This window comes from Micromonospora cynarisoli (assembly GCF_030518815.1).
Classification (GTDB): Bacteria; Actinomycetota; Actinomycetes; order Mycobacteriales; family Micromonosporaceae; genus Micromonospora; species Micromonospora wenchangensis.
The window spans coordinates 1,482,275-1,501,078 of sequence record NZ_CP130426.1 but is presented as its reverse complement, the minus strand read 5'-3'; the positions used below and the strand labels follow the sequence as shown (position 1 = coordinate 1,501,078).

Here is an 18,804-nt window from a genome sequence, read left to right as displayed (position 1 = left end):
CAAAGTCAGAGAACTTTGACGCATCGCGACCGCCGCCGGACGCGCTGTGACGGTGTGATCAGTGTGCCGACGACTGCCCCGAGGTGGGGGGAGAGCACGCTATGAGAAGACTCCATTCGGCTTCTGGCTGACGATGTTCGTGGCGCCTGAAAGGGCTGCAGTCATCTGATCGGTGGCTTATCAGTTGGTTATTCACCCCGCCGCGGAGGGTGGTAATCATCAGTATCTCCGCCCCGTTCGATGGGACTTCCGAGTGACCAGTCAACGGGCGAACGACGCGCCCACGAAAACGTAGGGGGACTGTTGCCGTCTCAATCTGCCGGCTTCCTTCGCCGCGCAACTCCCGCAGCCTTTGTGCTCGTTCTGCTGAGCATTCTCTTCGTCGTGGCACAGCGCCCGGAGGCGTCCGCGGCCGAGCGGTCGGAGCTGGCCGCACGGTTCCAGTTCGCTGAACGGCCCATCGCGCTGCCACCCGCCCCCGTCGCCCGTGAGGTCCGCGAGGTCAACCCGGAGTACGAGCACATCAAGTCCTGGGTCTCCTCGGTCGGTGCGGCGATCGCCCTCAACGACCTGGACGGCAACGGCGTCGCCGACGACCTGTGCCTCGTCGACACCCGCAGCGACACCGCCGTGGTGACGCCGGCGCCCGACAGCGGCGCCCGGTACCAGCCCTTCGTCCTCGATCCCCGGCCGCTGCCCACCGACACCACCATGGCGCCGATGGGCTGCGTGCCGGGCGACTACAATCTCGACGGCCGCACCGACCTGCTGGTCTACTACTGGGGCCGGACCCCGGTGCTGTTCCTGCACCGGGCCAGCGCCACCGACCTGCGGCTGGGCAGCTACGCGCCGACCGAGCTGATTCCCACCCAGCCCGGTCCGGGCAACCGCTACCAGGGCGCGCTGTGGAACACCAACGCGGTGGCGGTCGCCGACTTCGACGGCGACGGCCGCCCGGACATCGGGGTGTTCAACTACTTTCCCGACACCCAGGTGCTCGACCCGGACGGGCAGCCGAACGTCCAGATGAACGCGTCCATGTCGCACGCGCGCAACTCCGGTGGGGCGCACGTGCTGCGGTGGGACGCGGCCACCGGCGGTGACCAGCCCTCGATCCGGTACGTCGAGCAGAAGGCGGTCCCGGGCCCGGTCTCCACCGGTTGGACCCTCGGCGCCGCCTCCGCCGACATCGACGGCGACCTGCTGCCCGAGCTGTACCTGGCCAACGACTTCGGCCACGACCACCTGCTGCACAACGTCTCGACCCCGGGCCGGATCAGGTTCGCCGAGGCGCAGGGCCGCCGGGGCGCGTTCACCCCGAAGTCGATGGTGCTCGGCAACGACTCGTTCAAGGGCATGTCGATCGACTTCGGCGACCTCGACAACCGGGGCGTGTTCGACATGTTCGTCAGCAACATCACCAGCTCCTGGGGTCTGGAGGAGAGCAACTTCGTCTGGATGAACAACACCAGCACCCCGCAGGAGGCGCGCGCCAAGCTGACCCGCGGCGTGGCCCCGTACGACAACAAGGCTTCGGCGTTGAACATGGCCTGGACCGGCTGGGGCTGGGACGCCAAGATGGCCGACTTCGACAACAACGGCTCGCTGGAGGTGGTCCAGGCCGACGGGTTCATCAAGGGCACCACCAGCCGGTGGGCCTGGCTCCAGGAGTTGGCGATGTCCAACGACCTGATGCTGCGCAACCCGGCGATGTGGCCGAAGGCGGAGCCGGGCGACGACATCGCCGGCAACGACAAGCTGGCGTTCTGGGTGCGGCAGGGCAAGACGTTCGTCAACCTCAACGCCGAACTCGGCCTCGACGTGCCGATCCCGACCCGGGGCGTCGCGGTGGCCGACACCAACGCCGACGGGAGGCAGGACTTCGCCGTCGCCCGCCAGTGGGGGCCGCCGGCCTTCTACCGCAACAACGCCTCGTCCCCCGGCGGCTTCCTGGGGCTGCGCCTGCACCGGCCGACGGTGGGCGGCGCGGCGGACGCCCGGACGCCTGCCTACGGCGCCCAGGTCAAGATCCGTACGGCCGACGGGCTCACCCAGGTCGCCCAGCTCGACGGCGGCGGCGGCCACTCCGGCAAGCGCAGCTTCGACGTCTTCTTCGGGCTGGGCTCCGCCGGGGACCGTCCGGTCTCGGCCGAGGTGTGCTGGCGTGACCTGACCGGCGCGACGCACAAACAGACCCTCTCGCTCACCTCCGGTTGGCACGACCTGATGCTGACCACCGACGCGCAGGAGATCACCCGATGACTGACGTCAGACAGGAAGACGCGACCGACGCCGCGGTGCGTACGGTCCCGGGCGAGGTCCGGCCCGTCGACCCGGCGGCCCCGCCCACGGCCCGACCGGCGGTGCCCCGGGTGGACGCGAAGGACCCGCGCTACCTGGCGCTGCGCAACTTCGCGATGTCGATGTCGATCTTCAACATCATCGGCTACACCCTGCTCGGGTTCGAGCAGCCATGGACCTGGCCGTTCTTCGCCCTGCTGGTGGGCTACACCGCCGAGATCGGGATCGAGATGGTGTCGGCGTGGGCCGGCAAGCGGCGGCCCGCATTCAGCGGCAACGGGGTCTGGGGGATGTACACCTTCCTGCTGCCCACCCACATCACCGCGCTGGCGGCGAACATGCTTCTCTACGCCAACGACCGGTTCTGGCCGGTGGCGTTCGCCGTGGTCGTCGCGATCGGGGCCAAGACCGCGCTGCGGGCGCCGGTCAACGGCCGGATGCGGCACTTCATGAACCCCTCGAACTTCGGGATCACGGTGACGCTGTTGGCCTTCTCCTGGGTCAACATCGCGCCGCCCTACCAGTTCACCGAGAACGTGCCGGACGCGATCAGCATCATGGTGCCGCTGGTCATCATCACCGCCGGTACGGTGCTCAACGCCATGCTCACCCGCAAGGTGCTGCTGATCGTCGGCTGGCTCGGCGGGTTCGTCATCCAGGCGGTGGTCCGGGCGCTGGTGCTGGACGTGGCGATCTGGGCGGCGTTGGTGCCGATGACCGGGGTGGCCTTCGTCCTGTTCACCAACTACATGATCACCGACCCGGGCACGACGCCGTCCCGGGGCCGCAACCAGTTCATGTTCGGCTCCGCCGTGGCCGCGGTCTACGGGGTGCTGGTCGCGTTCAACGTGGTCTACACCCTGTTCTTCGCGGTCACCATCGTCTGTGCTGTCCGCGGCCTGATGTGGTGGGGCATCTGGTGGCGCGACCGCAGTCGTGAGCGTCGTCGGGGGCCGGTGCCGGTGAGTCCGGCGGCGCCGGCAATGGCTCGCTGACCCGGTCCGCGACCACGTGGGGCCGTCCCGTCGGGGGCGGCCCCACGTCCGTGTCCGACGGGGTGTCGCGGGGTGGACCGTCGCCGGTCAGCCGGTGCGCAGCAGCGACGGCAGCCCGGCGGCGTGCACCACCGGCGGGTCGAAGGTGCGCATGGGGCGCAGGGTGAGGTCGGCGCGGACCGACCGGGACGGGAGACCGACCGTCACCGGGCCGTGGTGCCCGACCAGCAGCGGACGGGTGCCGGTGGCCGACCGGCGGCGGTGCACCGCGTGGGCCAGGACGAACCAGGTGCCCGGCGGCACCGGCCCCAGCAGGTACGGCCCGGGGCCGGGCAGCACCGTGGAGCTGACCGGTCTGCCCTGCTGGATGCGTTCCGGGAACAGCCCCACGAAGATCCAGTCGGGCGCCTCGCCGGGAAGCGCCCGGACCTGCCCGCGCACCGTCGGCCCGGTGGCGTCGGGGTCGGGCCTGACCGGGCACGGCGGCCGGTACGGGTCCTCCCGCCCGGGGCTGCGGCCCAGCCGGCGGAAGGTGGAGGGGGAGAGGCCGACGCTGCTGCTGAACCGGGCGCTGAACGTGCCGACACTGGTATAGCCGACGTGGTGACTGATGTCGGTGACGCTCCACGAGGTGGCCAGCAACAGGTGCTTGGCGCGCTGGAATCGGATGGCCGAGAGAAAGCGTCCCGGTGACACTCCGGTCACCCTGTGGAACACCCGGCAGAAGTGGTACTTGCTCAGCAGGGCGGTTCGCGCCATTTCGTCCACGCTGAATTGCTTCCCCAGATTCTGGTGCATTTCGGCGATGACCCGCCGGACCGCCCTGCTGCTGTGGTCTTCCATCGTGCCCCCGGCGAGCGTAATGGTGGGTGTTGGTCTCCTACGACGTGATCGCCTGTCTGAGCTGCGACGATGCAGCGTCGTTCCGGCTCCGCGACGTCCCCCGGGGCGGCACCGGCAACTGGTGGTTTGATGGCAGAAAAAGAGCTTTGTCGGTTTTGTCGAATGAGCTGACCTCAATGCTAGGGCACCCTCAATGCATGGTCAACGGCGCGCAATCCGAATGGCGCTAACAGCTGCCTTTTCCGGATGCGTACCCCTCGTCTAACCGGTGATGATTGCGGCCATAGCCCGATGCGCCCGGGTCGGGGATTGATGTCGGAAAAGCGATGCCCGGCGGTTCACCCGTCGCCGGACGTCGATTTGACCGTTGACCTGGGCAACGAGGAAGGTGCGCCCGGCCCGCCGCCGGGTCACGATGGGAGACGTCCCGGAATGGGGAACACGATGACCGACGACGACGCCGACGACGAGGCCCGCACCGGGGCCGGCCGCCCCCGTACCACCCGGCCGGCCGGCGCGGACCGGACGCCCTCCGCCCTGGACGCCTGGGGACGGGCGAACCGGCGCGGGCAGTGCGACTGGTTCGAGCCGGACACCGAGCCGCACCTCATCCGCGGCCTCGACTGAACCGGCCCGACCGCCGCGGCGGCCCCGACGGCCGGAGGAGGGAAGGACCCGTGAAGGGAATCGTCCTGGCGGGAGGGTCCGGCACCCGGCTGCACCCGATGACCGTGCCGGTGTCCAAGCAGCTCCTGCCCGTCGGCGACAAGCCCATGATCTACTACCCGTTGTCCGTGCTCATGCTGGCCGGCGTCCGGGACATCCTGGTCATCGCCAAGCCGGCCGACCTGCCGCAGTTCCGGCTGCTGCTCGGCGACGGCTCCCGGCTCGGCCTGGCCGTCTCCTACGCCGCGCAACCCGAGCCGCGCGGCATCGCCGAGGCGTTCCTGATCGGCGCGGACCACGTCGGCGGCGACCCCAGCGCGCTGATCCTGGGCGACAACATCTTCCACGGCACCGCGTTCTCCCGGCTGCTGCGCGAGGAGACCGCCGCGGTCAGCGGCTGCACCCTGTTCGGCTACCCGGTCCACGACCCGCAGCGCTACGGCGTCGGCGTCACCGGCCCCGACGGCACCCTGCTCGACATCCAGGAGAAGCCGTCCCAGCCGCACTCCAACCGCGCCGTCACCGGCCTGTACCTCTACGACCACGAGGTCGTCGACATCGTCAAGAACATCAGGCCGTCCCGCCGGGGCGAACTGGAGATCACCGACGTCAACCGGGTGTACGTCGAGCGGGGCCGGGCCCGCCTGGTCGACCTCGGGCGCGGGTTCGCCTGGCTGGACGCCGGCACCCCGGAGTCGCTGCTCCAGGCCAGCGTCTACGTGCAGACCATGCAGGAACGGCAGGGCGTCCGGATCGCCTGCCTGGAGGAGACGGCGCTGCGGATGGGCTACATCGACGCGGCGGCCTGCCACCGGCTCGGCGCCGCCATGGCCAGCTCCGACTACGGCCGCTACGTGATGGACATCGCCGAGGAGTTCGGCGCCTGACCCGCCCGACGCCGGTCCGCCAGCCGCCCGACCCGCGCGGTGCCGGCCCGCGACGCACCGGCCCGCGCGGTCCGACCGCCCCGGCGCAGGTCCGTCGCGCGTCGCCGTCAGCCGGCGGCCAGCGGCAGCCGGACCACGAACCGGCAGCCCTCGGCGACGTTGTGCACGTCCACCCGGCCGCCGTGCGCCTCGACCAGCCCGCGCACGATGGCCAGCCCCAACCCGCCGGACCCGGCCAGCGGCCCGTTGCCCGCATGCGGGGTACGCGCCGGCTCGCCGCGGAACGCCACGTCGAACAGCCGGGGCAGGTCGGCCTCCGGGATACCGCCGCAGGTGTCGGCGACGGCCAGCCAGGCGACGTCCCCGTCCCGCCCGGCGTTGACCCGCACCGTGCCGTCGGCCGGCGTGTAACGCACCGCGTTGAGCAACAGGTTGCCCACCACCCGGCTCAACTCGGGCTCACTGGCGGCCACCGTCGGCCAGCCCGAGGCGGCCGAGACCAGCCGGATGCGGCGGGCGGCGGCCAGCGGCGCGGTGCCGGCCAGCGCGTCGGAGACCACGTCACCCAACGGCACCGCCGACAGCGACAGCCGCAGCGCCCCGGCGTTGATCCGGGACAGCTCGAACAGGTCGTCGACCAGCCGGGTCATCCGGTCGGTCTCCACCCGGATGCGGCGGTGGTACTCGTCGACCGTGTCCGGGTCGGCGACCACCCGGTCCTCCAGCGCCTCCGCCATCGCCCGCAGCCCGGCCAGCGGGGTCCGCAGGTCGTGCGAGACCCAGGCGACCAGGTCCCGCCGGCCCTTCTCGATCCGCCGCTCCCGGGCCCGCGCCTGGTCGGCCCAGACCGCCGCCGAGGCGAGCCGCCTGGCGAACAGCCAGCCGACCGCGAGGCTGACCAGGGCCGCCGCCGAGACGGTGATCAGCACCACCTCCAGGTCGTGCGGGGAGAGGAACATCGCCTCCGCGATCACGGCGACCCCGGCCACCACCGCCCCGACCGTCATGGCCAGCAGCACCGTGACGTGCACGGTGATGGACCTGCCGCGCAGCAGCCGCAGCATCCCCGCGCCGAGCAGCCCCACCCCGCCCGCTGCCGCCAGCGCCGCCCCGAAGATCAGCGCCAGGTCAGTCATCGACCGGCTCGTACCGGTAGCCGACACCCCAGACCGTGACGATGCGGCGCGGACTCGCCGGGTCGTCCTCGATCTTTTCCCGCAGCCGGCGCACGTGCACGGTCACCGTGGACTGGTCGCCGAAACGCCAGCCCCAGACCCGTTCCAGCAGCTCGGCCCGGGACAGCGCCCGGGTGGGATGCTGCATCAGGTGGGCGAGCAGGTCGAACTCGCGCAGGGTCAGGGCCAACTCCCGCCCGTGCAGCCGGGCCACCCGGGGACCGGTCGACACCGTCAGCCCGCCGTCGTCGAGCACCTGCGCCGCCGCCGCGACCGGCTCACCGCCGGCCCGGCGCAGCACCGAACGGACCCGCAACACCAGCTCACGCGGGGAGAACGGCTTGCTCAGGTAGTCGTCCGCGCCCAGTTGCAGGCCGAGGATCCGGTCCGCCTCGTCACCCCGGGCGGTCAACATCACGATCGGTACGCCGTCCGGGTGCTGCCGCAGCCGCCGGCACACCTCCAACCCGTCCAGCACCGGCAGCATCACGTCCAGGACCACCAGCTGCGGCGGCGCGGCGGCCACGGCGGCGAGCGCCGCGGCCCCGTCCCCGACGTGGTCCACCTGGTAGCCGGCGTGCTCCAGATACCGGCACACCACGTCGCTGACCGTCCGGTCGTCGTCGACCACCAGCACCCGCTGCGCCACCGGCACCTCCCTCTCGTGCCGGCCAGCGTAGCCCCGCCCGCCCCCGCCCCGACCCGCCGGAAACCTTGCCAGGTGCTTACGGTCGGCGCGGCTCAGGCCGCCCGACGGTCCCGGGCCTGCGCGCCGTACGGCTGCGCCGTGACCGGGCGGGGCTCGTCGAGGTCGTCGAGCCGCAACCGCCACCGGGACCGGCCGGAACGCCGTCCCTGCGGCGGGCCGGCCGGCCGCGGACCCAGCCGGTACAACAGCACCGTGATCAGGTAGCCGCCGACCAGGAACCCGTGGCTGACCAGCCGGGGCACCGCCACCTGCGCGGTGACCAGGTCGTTGACCGACAGCAGGACCAGGGTGGCGACGAAGGCGCTGAGCATCGGCAGCAACCCGGCCGGTCGGGTACGCCGCAGCGCGACGAAGAGGAATCCGGCGCCCACCGCCACGTTCCACGCCGCCGACTCGTGCCACAGGTGCTGCCCGGCCGGGTGCAGGTGCTCGGCGTCGACACCCTGACCCACCTGGGCCAAGCCGAGGGCGAGCTGGACCGCGCCGAGCAGACCCAGCGCCGTGCGCAACCCGGTGACCAGCCCACCGCGCCACCGCACGACGCGCCGGGGGGCCGCTGGCGGCACGGCGGCGAGGATCGTCTCGGCCAGGTCGGGTGCCGCCGCCGTCACCACCCGGGTCCGGGCCCGTCGGGTCACCGACGCGGCCACCTCGTGCCAGGCGCGGCAGTCCGCGCAGCCGTCGAGGTGCGCCTGGACCGCCACCCGCTCCTCGGCGGTCTCCTCCCCGTCGAGCTGGGCCGACAGGATCTCCCGCCACGATGCGCACCGCATCCGGCGATTGTCGCTCATCCCGGCACCCCGTCGGCGCAGCGCTCCGACAGGGCGTACCGCATCAGCACCACGTCGCCGATCTGGCGTACCTCGGCGAGCCGGGCCCGCCGCCCCGGATGCCACGGGAACGCGCCGTCGCCGACGAACCGGGGGGCCCGCCGGTCGCCGACGAAGAACGGGGCGACCACGAGGTGCAACTCGTCGGCGAGACCGGCGGTGAGGAACTGGGCGTGCACCGACGCGCCGCCCTCCACCATCAACCGCCGCACCCCCCGGCCGGCCAGGTCGGCCAGCACCCGGGCCGGATCCAACGGGTCACCCGCGTCGACCACGGTGGCCAGCCCCGCCAGCAGCCCGGTGGTCCCGTCCACCGCCGGTCCGGCGCAGTAGACGACCTTCTCGGCGTCCCCGACGGTGAAGAACCGGGCCCGCGGGTCCAGCAGCCCCCGGGCGGTCATCGTCACCTTCACCGGCGACGGCGGCAAACCGGCGGCCTGCCGGGCGGCCCGCAGCCGCGCCGAGCGGACCACCAGGCGGGGGTCGTCGGCCCGGATCGTGCCCGCCCCGACCAGGATCGCGTCACACCCGGCCCGGACGGCGTCGATGCGCTCCATGTCCTCGGCGTTGGACAGCAGCAGCCGCTCCTGCGTGGCGTCGTCAATGTAGCCGTCGATCGACGTGGCGCAGCTCAACAGCACGTACGGCCGCCCGGTCGACGCCGGCACGGCGGTGGCCGCCGAACCGGCCGGAACGACACCCATCTCAGTTCAACGACGGCAGGTCGACGACCCGGGCGGCGGCCCGGCTGGCCTTCGCCGCCAGGTAGTCGGCGTTGGCGGGGGAGAGGAACACCCCGGTCGGCACGACCTCGGCCACCGCCACCCCCAGCCGGGTCAACTGCTCGGCCTTGTCCGGGTTGCTGCTCAGCAGCACCAACTCCGGCACCCCGAGCACCGCCAGCATCTGCGCGGCGGCCCGGTAGTCCCGCTCGTCCTCGTCGTGCCCGAGGGCCACGTTCGCCTCGTAGGTGTCCAACCCGGCGTCCTGCAGGGCGTACGCGTCCAGCTTCGGGTAGAGGCCGATGCCGCGCCCCTCCTGCCGCAGGTAGAGCAGGAAACCACCGGCGTCGGAGATCCGCTGCACCGCCTCGCGCAGCTGCGGGCCGCAGTCGCAGCGCTGACTGCCGAAGACGTCCCCGGTCAGGCACTCGCTGTGCGGGCGGACCAGCGGCGCCGCCCCGCCCGCCGCGTGCCGGCGCAGCGCGCCCGCCCAGTCGCCCAGCCCGAACGCCAGGTGCTCCCGCCCGTCCACCAGACCGTCGAAGGAGAAGACCCGTGCCGTGGTGGCGTACCCGTCGGTGAACCGCAGCGGGACCGTGACCTGTGTCCGGACCGTCGCGGCCGGCAGTGCGTCGTACATGTGTCTCCTCTGTCAGGCGCTGCCGGCCAGCCCGGCAGCGGGTACCGGTGAGGAACCACCCTGGCTTCCCACCGTACGGTCACCCGCTCGTCCACGCAGCGCGGACAGGCGACCCCGCAGCACCAGCACGGCGGCACCCGGCAGGGCCGCCACCAGCACCAGCGCTCCGTACACCAGGGCCGTCGCCACCCCCTCGGCGGCACCCAGGCCGGCCGCCCCGAACGCCCAGGCGGCGACGCCCTCGCGCGGGCCGAAACCCGCCATGTTGGCGGGCAGGCCCATCGCCAACAATGCCAGCAGGGTCAGCGGCACCAGCACCGCCAGCGGCGCGGTGACCCCGGCCACCCGGGCCGCGAGCACGAACGTCGCCAGATGGCAGCCGACCACCACCGTCGAGGTCAGCAGCACCCCCGGCCCGGTCCGCCGGCCCAGCAGCCCGGCCCGTACGTCGGCGACGGCGGCGCGCACCGCGCGGGCCCGCCGCGACGGCCCGGACCGGGGCAGCGCCCGCAGCAGCACCACCAGCACCAGGCCCACCGCCACCGTCACCGCCGTGACCGTCGGCAGGTACGGCCGCACCGGCGACGGCAGCGCCAGCAGCAGCACCGCCGCCAGCACCACCTGGACCAGCTGCCCGGCGGTCCGCTCCCAGACCACCGCCCGGACGGCCCGGCCCGGGTCACCTGCCTCCCGACCGTGCCGCACCGCCCGGTGCACGTCCCCGAGCACCCCGCCGGGCAGCGTCGCGTTGAGGAACACCGCCCGGTAGCAGTCGGCCACCGCCGCGCCCAGCGGCAGCCGGATGCCGAGCGCCTCGGCGACCAGCCGCCACCGCCACGCGCAGCCCACCGCGGCCAGCGCGCCCAGGGCCAGCGCGCCCAGCACCGCCGGGGCGTCGATCCGGCGCAGCCCGGCCAGGGCCGGACCGGTGCCCAGCCACCACAGCAGCGCGCCGACCAGGGCCACCCCGCCCAGGTTGCCCACCCAGGCCCAGGCCGTACGGGCGTGGGCGGGTGACGTGCCGGTGGCGTCGGGCGACACGGTTCCTCCTCCGGAGATCCTGCCCCTTCACACGTACCGGCCGGCGAACCGGTTCATTCCACCCCGGCGAGCAGGTCGTCGTGGCCGACGGTGACGGTGAGCCGGCCGGCCGCCGCCTCGGCCCGCCGCCACCGGGCGTACCCGGCCGTCCGGTCGGCCAGGTCGGGCCGCTGCTCGACGGCCGCCTCCAGCCAGCCGTCGAACCACTCCACGATCAGCTCCGCCCGCTGTGGCCCGAGCCGCCACGGGGTCTCCCGCACGGTCACCGGCATCCCGTGCTTGGCGAACTGGGCGACGGCGACCCCGGCGGCGTCCGGGCCGAGCAGCACCCGGCCGTCGACGGTACGCCGCTGGTGGGCGTCGAAGGCGGCGGCGATCTCGGCGTCCAGCGGGTCGGCGGGGTCGAACCGCACCCGACCGACCACCGAGAGCACGAACAGGCTCGGGCAGCCGACGCCCGCGCAGGCGGCCACGATCCGGGCGATCTCGTCGGCGGTGAGCATGTCCAGCAGCGCCGACGCGGTGACCAGGTCCGCGTCGGCCAGGTCGGCCGGGGTCAGCCGGGTGATGTCGCCCTGCCGGGTGAGCACCCGCACCGGGCTGCCGTCGGCGGCCACCGGCACCGCCGCGCCGGCCCGGTCGAGCAGCCCCGGGTCCCGGTCGTGCAGCACCCAACGCTGCGGGCCGGGCAGCAGCGGGGCCAGCCAGCGCAGCATCGACCCGGTGCCGCTGCCCAGGTCGTGCACCACCCACGGCCGGTCCCCGCGCAGCGACGTGACCGACCCGACGCCTGTCACCAGCATCCCGGGTCCGCCCTCACCTGCCGGCGGCCGGCCCGGCGCACCGGCATCGGCGGCCGGACCGGTGCCGGTGAGCCGGGCGCGGAGCAGGTCGACCAGGTCCCCGCTGCGGGCGTCGGCGTCGGCGGGTTCCCGCAGCCGCAGCCAGTCGGCGAACGGTCCGGTGGCGTACGCGGTCATGTCCTCACTCCGTCCAGCACCCGGGAGACGATTGTCACGGTGGCCGGCCACCCGGGCAGGTCGGCCCGCCGGCCCCGGGCCGCGTGGCGCAGCCGGTCCCGCAGGTCGGCCGAGTGCAGCCAGCGGCGCAGGGCACCGGCCAGGGCCACCGGGTCGCCCGGCGGCACCAGCACCCCGGGCGCGGCGCCGTCACCGGCCCGGCCCAGCGCCTCCGGCACCCCGCCGACCGTGCTGCCCAGCACCGGAATCCCCCGGGCCAGGGCCTCGACCACCACCATCCCGTAGGTCTCGGCCCGCGACGGCAGGACCAGCAGATCCGCCCCCGCGTACGCCGCGTCCAACGCCGGCCCGGTCACCGGCCCGTGCCAGCGCACCCGCCCGGCCAGCCCGTCCCGCTCGACCCGCCGCCGCAGCCCGGCCACGAAGGCCGGGTCGCGGTCCAGCGCGCCGACGCAGTCCAGCGTCCACGGCCTGTCGACCAGCCCGGCCAGCGCGTCGAGCAGCACGTCGTGCCCCTTGACCGGGGTGACCGCCGCGACGCAGAGCAGCGCGGTGCCGGCGGCCGTGCCGGGGGCGACGTCGGCCGGGTCGACACCCGGGGTGGCCGCCGTGACCCGGGCCGGGTCGAGCGGATGCCGGGCCAGCAGCAGCTCCCGGGTCCAGCCGCTGGTGGTGACGAGCGCGTCGGCCAGCGGCAGGGCGCGCGCCTCGGCGTCGTTACCGAGCGGCATGTGCACCAGCACCACCTGGCGCAGCCGGCCGGCCTGCGCCGCCAGCAGCTCCGGCACGGTCGAGGCGACCAGCCCGTCGTAGAGCACCGGCACCCCGTCCGGCAGGGCCGCGAGCAGCCCGGCCAGCCGCGCCCGCGCCGCCTCGTCGGGGTGCGGCCAGTCCCCGGGTACGCCGTGCTCGCGCACCGTCCAGCCGGCCGCCGCCAGCCCGGCGCAGACCCGCCTGTCGTAGGCGTTGCCACCGCTGGGGGTGGCCGGGTCGTCGATGTCGCCGGGCAGGACGACGTGCACCGCCCGCACGGGCTACAACGACCGCTCGTAGCTGGCCCAGGCGATGTGCGACTCGTGCAGGGTGACCGTGATCCCGGCCAGCTCCCGGGCGCCCGCGCCCAGCCCACCGGCGTGCACCCGGTCGGCGAGCCGGTCGGCGACGGTCCGGCACAGCACCTCGGTGGTGGTGTTCCGCCCGGCGAACGCCGGCTCGTCGTCGAGGTTGCGGTAGGTCAGGTCGGCCAGCACCGCCTTCAACTCGTCGGTCGCCCGGCCGATGTCCACCACGATGCCGTCGTCGTCCAGCTCGGCGCGGCGGAAGGTGGCGTCCACGACGAAGGTCGCCCCGTGCAGCTTCTGCGCCGGCCCGAACACCTCCCCCCGGAAGCTGTGGGCGATCATGATGTGGTCCCGTACGGTCACGCTGAACACGGCGTCTCCTCGTCGTAAGTGATCAGATGGCACAGCGCGGGAAGGTCCCCCGAGGCCAGCCGGGCGAGCACGTCGGGCAGCTCCGCGAAGCGGGACCGCCCGGTCAGCAGCGCGTCGAACACCGGGTCGGCGAGCAGCTCCAGGGCGAGCGTCAGCCGGTCGGCGAAGTCCCGCCGGGACGCCCGCGCCGGGGAGACCGTGCCGACCTGGCTGCTGCGGACCGTCAACCGGCCGGCGTGGAACGCCCCGCCCAGCGACAGCTCCACCGGCCGGTCGCCGTACCAGCTCAGCTCGACCACGGTGCCCTCCGGGGCGAGCAGGTCCAGGCTGCGCTGCAACCCGGCGGCGGTGGCGCTGGCGTGCACCACCAGGTCCCGGCCACCGGTCGCCGCCTCCGGTCGGGCGAAGCCGACCCCCAGCGCCGCGGCGACCGCCGCCCGCGCCGGATCGGCGTCGACCAGCTCCACCCGCACCCCGGGGAAGCGGGCCAGCAGGGCCGCCACGCTGCACCCCACCATCCCGCCGCCGACCACGCTGACCCGGTCGCCGACCAGCGGGGCGGCGTCCCACAGCGCGTTGACCGCCGTCTCGACCGTGCCGGCGAGCACCGCGCGGTCCGCCGGCACGTCGTCCGGCACCGGGGTCACCGCCGACGCCGGCACCACGTACGCGCTCTGGTGCGGGTGCAGGCAGAACACCGTCCGCCCGCGCAGCGCCGCCGGGCCGGCCTCGACCACCCCGACGCTGAGGTAGCCGTACTTCACCGGGGCGGGGAAGTCGCCCTCCTGGAACGGGGCGCGCATCGCCGTGTACTGACCCGGTGGCACACTGCCGGTGAACACCAGCGTCTCGGTGCCGCGGCTCACCCCGGAGTAGAGGCTGCGGACCAGCACCTCGTCGGCGCCGGGCGTGGGCAGCGTCACCGGCCGGAGCTCGCCGACGCCGGGGGAGCGGAGCCAGAAGGCCCGGGCATCGTGGATCACGCGGGTTTTCTCCTCTTCTGCCGGCGGAACCGAACGAAACGGCCGCGTCCTGCGTACCCACTGCCGAGGTCGTCGATCATAAACACGGAGGCAGGGTGTCCAGGGTTCGAACCGGTCCGGTGCTCGGCCTGACCGCACAGACCGTCCTGCTGGCCGGGCTGGCCGCGACCGTCGGGCTCGACGTCGCCGGCTGGCTGGCCGGCCTCGGGTACGGCGTGGTCACCTGCGTCGCGTTGCAGCGTGGCCTGCGACGCCGGGGCGTCGACCGGCTCGGGCCGGCGGACCGGGTGACGCTGACCCGGGGGGTACTGGTCGGCGGGGTGACCGCCCTGGTCGTCACCGGCTTCTCCGGCCCGACCCCGCTGGCGGTGCTGGTGCCGATGACGGCGGTGGCGCTGGCCCTGGACGCGGTGGACGGCTGGGTGGCCCGGCGCACCGGCACGGCCAGCGCGCTCGGCGCGCGCTTCGACATGGAGGTCGACGCGTTCCTCATCCTGGTGCTCAGCGTCCAGGTGACGCCGGCGGTGGGGCCGTGGGTGCTCGCCATCGGCGGCCTGCGCTACGCCTTCGTCGTCGCCGGCTGGCTGCTGCCCTGGATGCGGGGGACCCTGCCGCCCCGCTTCTGGCGCAAGGTGGTCGCCGCCACCCAGGGGGTGCTGCTGCTCGTCGTCGCCGCCGCCGTGCTGGCCCGGCCGGTGACCGCCGTGCTGGCCGCGGTGGCGTTGGCGCTGCTGGTCGAGTCGTTCGGCCACGACGTCGGCTGGCTGTGGTGGCACCGGTCGACCCGGACCGCCCGGGTCACCGCGCCGACGCCCGTCGCGCCGCTGCCGGCGCCGGCGGTCGCGGCGCTGCCGTCCGGACCATCGGTGCGGCCCCGGGTCGACACGATCACCGACCGGCCGTTCGTCGCCCACCAGCCGGTCTGAGCCTCACCCGCCGACCCGGCCGCGCGCCGGGACCCTCCCCAGGAAGGACCATCCGGAGTGTCGTTGTTGTCACGCCTGCGTCGCCCGAACACGGCAACGGAGCCCACCGGGCCTTCCGGGCCTTCCGGGGGCGACAGGCCCGCCGGGCTCTGCGGGGCCGACGGGCCGGACGCCGCCGCCGATCCGACGCCGACGGCCGGGGCGGACCGGGGACGGTGGCGTACGGTCGCCGGGCGGGTGACCACCGTGCTGGCCGGGCTCCTGGTCGTGGCGGTGCTGACCGCACCGGGCCGGTTCGACCAGCTCACCCCGGTGGCGTTCCTGCGGGTGCCGGTCGAGGCGCTGGTCGCCGCCGCCCTGCTGCTGGCGCTGCCCGGCCGGGCCCGGCGACCGGTCGCGGTGGCGGTCGGCGTGGCGCTGGGACTGGTCGCCGTCGTCAAGGTGCTCGACCTGGGCATGTCGGCCAGCTTCGCCCGCCCGTTCGACCTGGTCCTCGACTGGGTGCTGCTCGACGACGGCTATGCCTTCGTCACCGACTCGGTGGGCACCGGCGGCGCGGTCGCCGCCGCCGTCGCCCTGGTCGCCCTGGTGGTCGCCCTGCTGGTGCTCACCACCCGGTCGGTGCTGCGGCTGACCTGGCTGACGACCGGGCACCGCCGGGGCGCCGTACGGGTGGTGGCCGGCCTGACCGCCGTCTGGGTGGCCGCCGCGACGCTCGGGGTGCCGGTCGCCGACTCCACCACGGCGACCCTGGTCGGGCAGCACGTCGGGCAGGCCGGTGCGGGCCTGCGCGACCGGCGGGAGTTCGCCGGCCAGGTGGCCCGGGACGCCTACCGGGACACCCCTGGCGACCAGCTGCTCACCGCGCTGCGCGGCAAGGACGTGCTGTTGGCCTTCGTGGAGAGTTACGGCCGGGACGCCGTCGAGGACCCGGAGTTCGCCGGTGGGGTCGGCGCGGTGCTCGACGGGGGCACGAAACGGCTGGCCGCTGCCGGGTTCACCGCCCGCAGCGGCTTCCTCACCTCGCCCACCTCCGGCGGGGGAAGCTGGCTGGCCCACGACACGCTGCTGTCCGGGCTGTGGATCGACAACCAGCAGCGGCACGACAGCCTGCTGGCCAGCGACCGGCTGACCCTCAACAAGGCGTTCCGCCGGGCCGGCTGGCAGACCGTCGGGGTGATGCCGGCGGCCACCTCACCCTGGCCGGAGGGGGCGTTCTTCGGCTACGACCGCTACCACGACGCGGCGGGGCTGGACTACCGGGGCCCGCAGTTCAGCTACGCCCCGATGCCCGACCAGTACACCCTGGCGACCTTCCAGCGCCGGGAGCGGACCCCCGGCCACGCCCCGATCATGGCGCAGATCCCGCTGATCTCCAGCCACTCGCCGTGGGCGGCGATCCCCCGGATGCTCGACTGGGAGCACGTCGGGGACGGTTCGATCTACCGCCGGCCGACGTCGGTGGCGTTCAACCCGAAGGACGTGGTGGGACGCAGCACCACCGAGGTGCGCACCGGCTACCGCCGGGCCATCGAGTACTCGCTGAACAGCCTGATCTCCTACGTCGAGACGTACGGCGACGACGACACGGTGCTGGTCTTCCTGGGTGACCACCAGCCGTCCCCGCTGGTCACCGGCCCGAACGCGAGCCGGGACGTGCCGGTCACCGTGCTCGCCCGCGACCCGGCGGTGCTGGCCCGGGTGTCCGGCTGGGGCTGGCAGGAGGGGCTGCGTCCCGGACCGGACGCCCCGGTGTGGCCGATGGACACCTTCCGTGACAGGTTCCTCGCCGCCTTCGGTCCGCAACCGCCCGCCCACGTCGCCGCGCCACGCTGAGGTCCGCGCCGACCGTCAGGCGTGCCCGACGTCGGACGGTCAGCGTCTCGCGGCCAACCTGACCGCGTTGCACACGTCGACGACGCCGGGCACCTGCCAGGCGACCTGGCCGGCGAGCTGCCGGGCGTCGACGTCGGGGACGACCCCACCGAGGATCGCCACCCGGTTCTGCACGGTGACGGTGATCCCCCGGGCCCGCAGGCCGACCCCGCCGATGATCCGGTACGCCACCTCGGCGGCCAGCCGGACGTCCTCCCCGGGCGGGCCGGGCGGGTCGGGCTGCGGACGGAACCAGCTGTCGTCGGGCAGCGGCCACGGCATCACCATGCCGTGCTCCGCTCCCGGGGCCGCCCGGTCGCGGCGGACCGGGACCAGTCCACCGCCGCCCGGCGGGTGTCGAAGACCGGGAACACCCGGTCCAGCCGCATGGTGTGCAGCACGGTGCGGACGAACCGGGACGGCCCGGCGAGGCTGAGCCGCCGGTCACGCTGCCGGGCGTCCTGCCGGGCCCGGACGAGTTCCCCGAGCGCGGTGGAGTCGATCAGGTGCACCCGGACCAGGTCGACCACCACGTGCCGGTCGGCCCCGACCGCCTCGGCCAGCGCCCCGTGCAGGGCGTCACCGGTGGCAAGGTCCAGGTCACCGGCGGCGGTGACGACCGCGACCTCGTCCAGGTGCTCGACGCCGAGCACGCCGAGGGGATCGGCGCGGCGCGGGCCACGTGCCGGCGTCGGACCGGGGTCGGGGACCAGTTCGCAGCGGGGGCAGCGGTGCGGCCCGGTGGCGAACGGCGAACCGGTCCAGCCCTGCTCGGCGACGAACGTCCAGACGACCTCGGCGTCGGGCAGGACGCAGGCCGGGCCGCTCGCCACCGCCCCGCAGCTGTCACAGATCAGCGTCATCAGCGGTTCGTCCGGTACGACGGTCATCGGATCTCCTCCTTGAGGATGGCCGTGGCGGTCCGGTGGTCGTGGCCCGGCGCGCGGTGGTCGACCGGAGACCCCGCGCGCCGGACCACGACCGGCTCCGGTGGGTCAGGGCTCGGTCCGGCCGCCGGCGGTGCCGACGACCAGTGCCACGGCGACCCCGGCCAGGCCGACCTGCACGATCAGCTGCCGCAGGGTGTAGCCGTCGCTGTCGATGCCGACGAGCCGGCTGACGATGGTGCCGAGCAGCGCGGCGACCAGGCCGACGGCGAGGGTGAGCCAGAGCGGGACCTGCGTACGGCCTCCGACGACGAGCCGTCCCAGCGCACCGATGACGAGCCCGACGACGACGGCGGCGACGATCCCGGGCACGCTCATCGGCTGTGCTCCCGGATCCGGCCCAGGGCGGGCTGCCGGTGGGCGGCGGACGGGACCTGCCCGCCGTCCACCCGCAGGGCCCGTGGGGTGGTGACCATCGGCAGCACCCGGGACACCCGGGCGGCGCTCAGCACGCGCAACGCCCGGGTGCTGGGGTCCCGCAGGGTCAGTACGCCCCCGTGGCGGGCCAGTTCCCGGTGCACGTCGAGCAGCAGGCCGATGGCGGCGGCGTCGAGGTGCCGGCACTCGGACAGGTCCACCACCACGTGGGCCGGGCGCAGCGCGACGAGCCGGTCGAAGACCTGCCGGGACCGGGCCAGCGCGGCCAGGTCCAGGTCGTCGGTGACGCACACCTCCACCAGCGGTACGGTGCACTCCGGGCGGGACGCTCCCACGACTCGGCCTCCTTCCACGCTCGCTGTCCGGTCCAGCCTCCGGGGCGAGGTTGGCGACCGCCGCGCGGACGTATGTCAGTTGCGTGACAAATCCCGCGTTCGCCGTGCCCGGTTCGTCATCGTCGTCGCGCACCGGGC

General features: G+C 74.2%; 20 protein-coding genes and 1 pseudogene. 6 read left to right on the top strand and 15 right to left on the bottom strand.

The genetic code is table 11. The features are described 5' to 3' along the window. Positions 1-354 precede the first annotated feature (354 nt). Both Q2K16_RS06370 and Q2K16_RS06365 read left to right on the top strand, forming a co-directional pair. Positions 355-2,262: a CRTAC1 family protein gene (locus Q2K16_RS06370; protein WP_302744112.1), complete on the top strand. Its 1,908-nt coding sequence runs from the start codon at positions 355-357 to the stop codon at positions 2,260-2,262. Beyond that, positions 2,259-3,296, top strand: coding sequence for an enediyne biosynthesis protein (locus tag Q2K16_RS06365; RefSeq protein ID WP_489671857.1), 1,038 nt, complete (start codon positions 2,259-2,261; stop codon positions 3,294-3,296). Before Q2K16_RS06370 ends, Q2K16_RS06365 begins: the two co-directional genes overlap by 4 nt. A gap of 87 nt (positions 3,297-3,383) precedes the next feature. On the opposite strand, the gene Q2K16_RS06360 is transcribed toward Q2K16_RS06365, so the two are convergent. After that, positions 3,384-4,094 carry a helix-turn-helix domain-containing protein gene (locus Q2K16_RS06360; protein ID WP_489671856.1) on the bottom strand — a complete coding sequence of 237 codons (711 nt, stop codon included), beginning with the start codon at positions 4,092-4,094 and terminating at the stop codon, positions 3,384-3,386. A gap of 489 nt (positions 4,095-4,583) precedes the next feature. Here Q2K16_RS06360 and Q2K16_RS06355 point away from each other — a divergent pair, with 489 nt between their 5' ends. Together Q2K16_RS06355 and rfbA are read left to right on the top strand one after the other, a co-directional pair. Then, positions 4,584-4,766 carry a hypothetical protein gene (locus Q2K16_RS06355; RefSeq protein WP_302744110.1) on the top strand — a complete coding sequence of 61 codons (183 nt, stop codon included), beginning with the start codon at positions 4,584-4,586 and terminating at the stop codon, positions 4,764-4,766. Between the two features lie 50 nt (positions 4,767-4,816). Continuing rightward, entirely contained in the window at positions 4,817-5,692 is an 876-nt protein-coding gene (rfbA, locus tag Q2K16_RS06350; RefSeq protein ID WP_302744109.1) for a glucose-1-phosphate thymidylyltransferase RfbA, read from the top strand. Between the two features lie 107 nt (positions 5,693-5,799). On the opposite strand, the gene Q2K16_RS06345 is transcribed toward rfbA, so the two are convergent. From Q2K16_RS06345 to Q2K16_RS06300, 10 genes are all read right to left on the bottom strand, one after another. Next, positions 5,800-6,828 carry a sensor histidine kinase gene (locus Q2K16_RS06345; RefSeq protein ID WP_302744108.1) on the bottom strand — a complete coding sequence of 343 codons (1,029 nt, stop codon included), beginning with the start codon at positions 6,826-6,828 and terminating at the stop codon, positions 5,800-5,802. Beyond that, on the bottom strand, positions 6,821-7,516 hold the full coding sequence (locus Q2K16_RS06340; RefSeq protein WP_302744106.1) for a response regulator transcription factor: 696 nt from the start codon (positions 7,514-7,516) through the stop codon (positions 6,821-6,823). The genes Q2K16_RS06345 and Q2K16_RS06340 overlap by 8 nt, the downstream gene beginning before the upstream one ends. Positions 7,517-7,608: 92 nt before the next feature. Beyond that, the gene (locus tag Q2K16_RS06335; RefSeq protein ID WP_368052560.1) at positions 7,609-8,349 is read right to left on the bottom strand and encodes a zf-HC2 domain-containing protein; all 741 of its coding nucleotides are present in this window, start codon (positions 8,347-8,349) and stop codon (positions 7,609-7,611) included. A 14-nt stretch (positions 8,350-8,363) separates the two neighbouring features. Continuing rightward, positions 8,364-9,110, bottom strand: coding sequence for a RibD family protein (locus Q2K16_RS06330; RefSeq protein ID WP_302744104.1), 747 nt, complete (start codon positions 9,108-9,110; stop codon positions 8,364-8,366). Position 9,111: 1 nt separating this feature from the next. Then, positions 9,112-9,768: a GTP cyclohydrolase II gene (locus Q2K16_RS06325; RefSeq protein WP_302744103.1), complete on the bottom strand. Its 657-nt coding sequence runs from the start codon at positions 9,766-9,768 to the stop codon at positions 9,112-9,114. Positions 9,769-9,780: 12 nt separating this feature from the next. After that, positions 9,781-10,809 (bottom strand): lysylphosphatidylglycerol synthase domain-containing protein, encoded by a 1,029-nt coding sequence (locus Q2K16_RS06320; protein ID WP_302744102.1) that lies wholly within the window; start codon positions 10,807-10,809, stop codon positions 9,781-9,783. 53 nt (positions 10,810-10,862) lie between these two features. Further along, a complete protein-coding gene (locus tag Q2K16_RS06315) occupies positions 10,863-11,789 on the bottom strand; it encodes a class I SAM-dependent methyltransferase (protein WP_302744101.1) in 927 nt (308 codons plus the stop codon). Further along, complete coding sequence (locus Q2K16_RS06310) at positions 11,786-12,820, bottom strand: glycosyltransferase family 4 protein (RefSeq protein ID WP_302744099.1); 1,035 nt, start codon at positions 12,818-12,820, stop codon at positions 11,786-11,788. The genes Q2K16_RS06315 and Q2K16_RS06310 overlap by 4 nt, the downstream gene beginning before the upstream one ends. Before the next feature lie 3 nt (positions 12,821-12,823). After that, positions 12,824-13,222 carry a 6-pyruvoyl trahydropterin synthase family protein gene (locus Q2K16_RS06305; RefSeq protein WP_302744097.1) on the bottom strand — a complete coding sequence of 133 codons (399 nt, stop codon included), beginning with the start codon at positions 13,220-13,222 and terminating at the stop codon, positions 12,824-12,826. Beyond that, positions 13,210-14,205, bottom strand: a complete 996-nt coding sequence (locus Q2K16_RS06300) for a zinc-dependent alcohol dehydrogenase (RefSeq protein ID WP_302744095.1) — start codon at positions 14,203-14,205, stop codon at positions 13,210-13,212. Before Q2K16_RS06300 ends, Q2K16_RS06305 begins: the two co-directional genes overlap by 13 nt. Before the next feature lie 95 nt (positions 14,206-14,300). On the opposite strand from Q2K16_RS06300, the gene Q2K16_RS06295 reads away from it, so the two are divergent. Then, positions 14,301-15,131, top strand: coding sequence for a CDP-alcohol phosphatidyltransferase family protein (locus tag Q2K16_RS06295; protein WP_302744093.1), 831 nt, complete (start codon positions 14,301-14,303; stop codon positions 15,129-15,131). A gap of 183 nt (positions 15,132-15,314) precedes the next feature. Continuing rightward, positions 15,315-16,967 (top strand): annotated as a pseudogene (locus tag Q2K16_RS06290) (sulfatase-like hydrolase/transferase); the annotation flags it as partial. Positions 16,968-17,006: 39 nt separating this feature from the next. Here the strand turns inward: Q2K16_RS06290 and Q2K16_RS06285 are convergent. The 4 genes from Q2K16_RS06285 to Q2K16_RS06270 all read right to left on the bottom strand — a co-directional run bounded on the left by Q2K16_RS06285 (position 17,007) and on the right by Q2K16_RS06270 (position 18,666). After that, on the bottom strand, positions 17,007-17,294 hold the full coding sequence (locus tag Q2K16_RS06285) for a BON domain-containing protein (RefSeq protein ID WP_302744091.1): 288 nt from the start codon (positions 17,292-17,294) through the stop codon (positions 17,007-17,009). Further along, positions 17,288-17,896, bottom strand: a complete 609-nt coding sequence (locus tag Q2K16_RS06280) for an STAS domain-containing protein (protein WP_302744090.1) — start codon at positions 17,894-17,896, stop codon at positions 17,288-17,290. Before Q2K16_RS06280 ends, Q2K16_RS06285 begins: the two co-directional genes overlap by 7 nt. A 105-nt stretch (positions 17,897-18,001) precedes the next feature. Further along, positions 18,002-18,271 (bottom strand): GlsB/YeaQ/YmgE family stress response membrane protein, encoded by a 270-nt coding sequence (locus Q2K16_RS06275; RefSeq protein WP_302744089.1) that lies wholly within the window; start codon positions 18,269-18,271, stop codon positions 18,002-18,004. Further along, positions 18,268-18,666, bottom strand: coding sequence for an STAS domain-containing protein (locus Q2K16_RS06270; protein WP_302744088.1), 399 nt, complete (start codon positions 18,664-18,666; stop codon positions 18,268-18,270). Before Q2K16_RS06270 ends, Q2K16_RS06275 begins: the two co-directional genes overlap by 4 nt. Between the last annotated feature and the right edge of the window lie 138 nt (positions 18,667-18,804).

Bases quoted from the DNA above. Each gene is read 5' to 3' on its own strand.
- Q2K16_RS06365 (WP_489671857.1), top strand. From the start codon at position 2,259: ATGACTGACGTCAGACAGGAAGACGCGACCGACGCCGCGGTGCGTACG.
- Q2K16_RS06360 (WP_489671856.1), bottom strand. From the start codon at position 4,094: ATGCACCAGAATCTGGGGAAGCAATTCAGCGTGGACGAAATGGCGCGA.
- Q2K16_RS06355 (WP_302744110.1), top strand. From the start codon at position 4,584: ATGACCGACGACGACGCCGACGACGAGGCCCGCACCGGGGCCGGCCGC.
- Q2K16_RS06345 (WP_302744108.1), bottom strand. From the start codon at position 6,828: ATGACTGACCTGGCGCTGATCTTCGGGGCGGCGCTGGCGGCAGCGGGC.
- Q2K16_RS06335 (WP_368052560.1), bottom strand. From the start codon at position 8,349: ATGCGGTGCGCATCGTGGCGGGAGATCCTGTCGGCCCAGCTCGACGGG.
- Q2K16_RS06330 (WP_302744104.1), bottom strand. From the start codon at position 9,110: ATGGGTGTCGTTCCGGCCGGTTCGGCGGCCACCGCCGTGCCGGCGTCG.
- Q2K16_RS06325 (WP_302744103.1), bottom strand. From the start codon at position 9,768: ATGTACGACGCACTGCCGGCCGCGACGGTCCGGACACAGGTCACGGTC.
- Q2K16_RS06315 (WP_302744101.1), bottom strand. From the start codon at position 11,789: ATGACCGCGTACGCCACCGGACCGTTCGCCGACTGGCTGCGGCTGCGG.
- Q2K16_RS06285 (WP_302744091.1), bottom strand. From the start codon at position 17,294: ATGGTGATGCCGTGGCCGCTGCCCGACGACAGCTGGTTCCGTCCGCAG.
- Q2K16_RS06280 (WP_302744090.1), bottom strand. From the start codon at position 17,896: ATGACCGTCGTACCGGACGAACCGCTGATGACGCTGATCTGTGACAGC.
- Q2K16_RS06275 (WP_302744089.1), bottom strand. From the start codon at position 18,271: ATGAGCGTGCCCGGGATCGTCGCCGCCGTCGTCGTCGGGCTCGTCATC.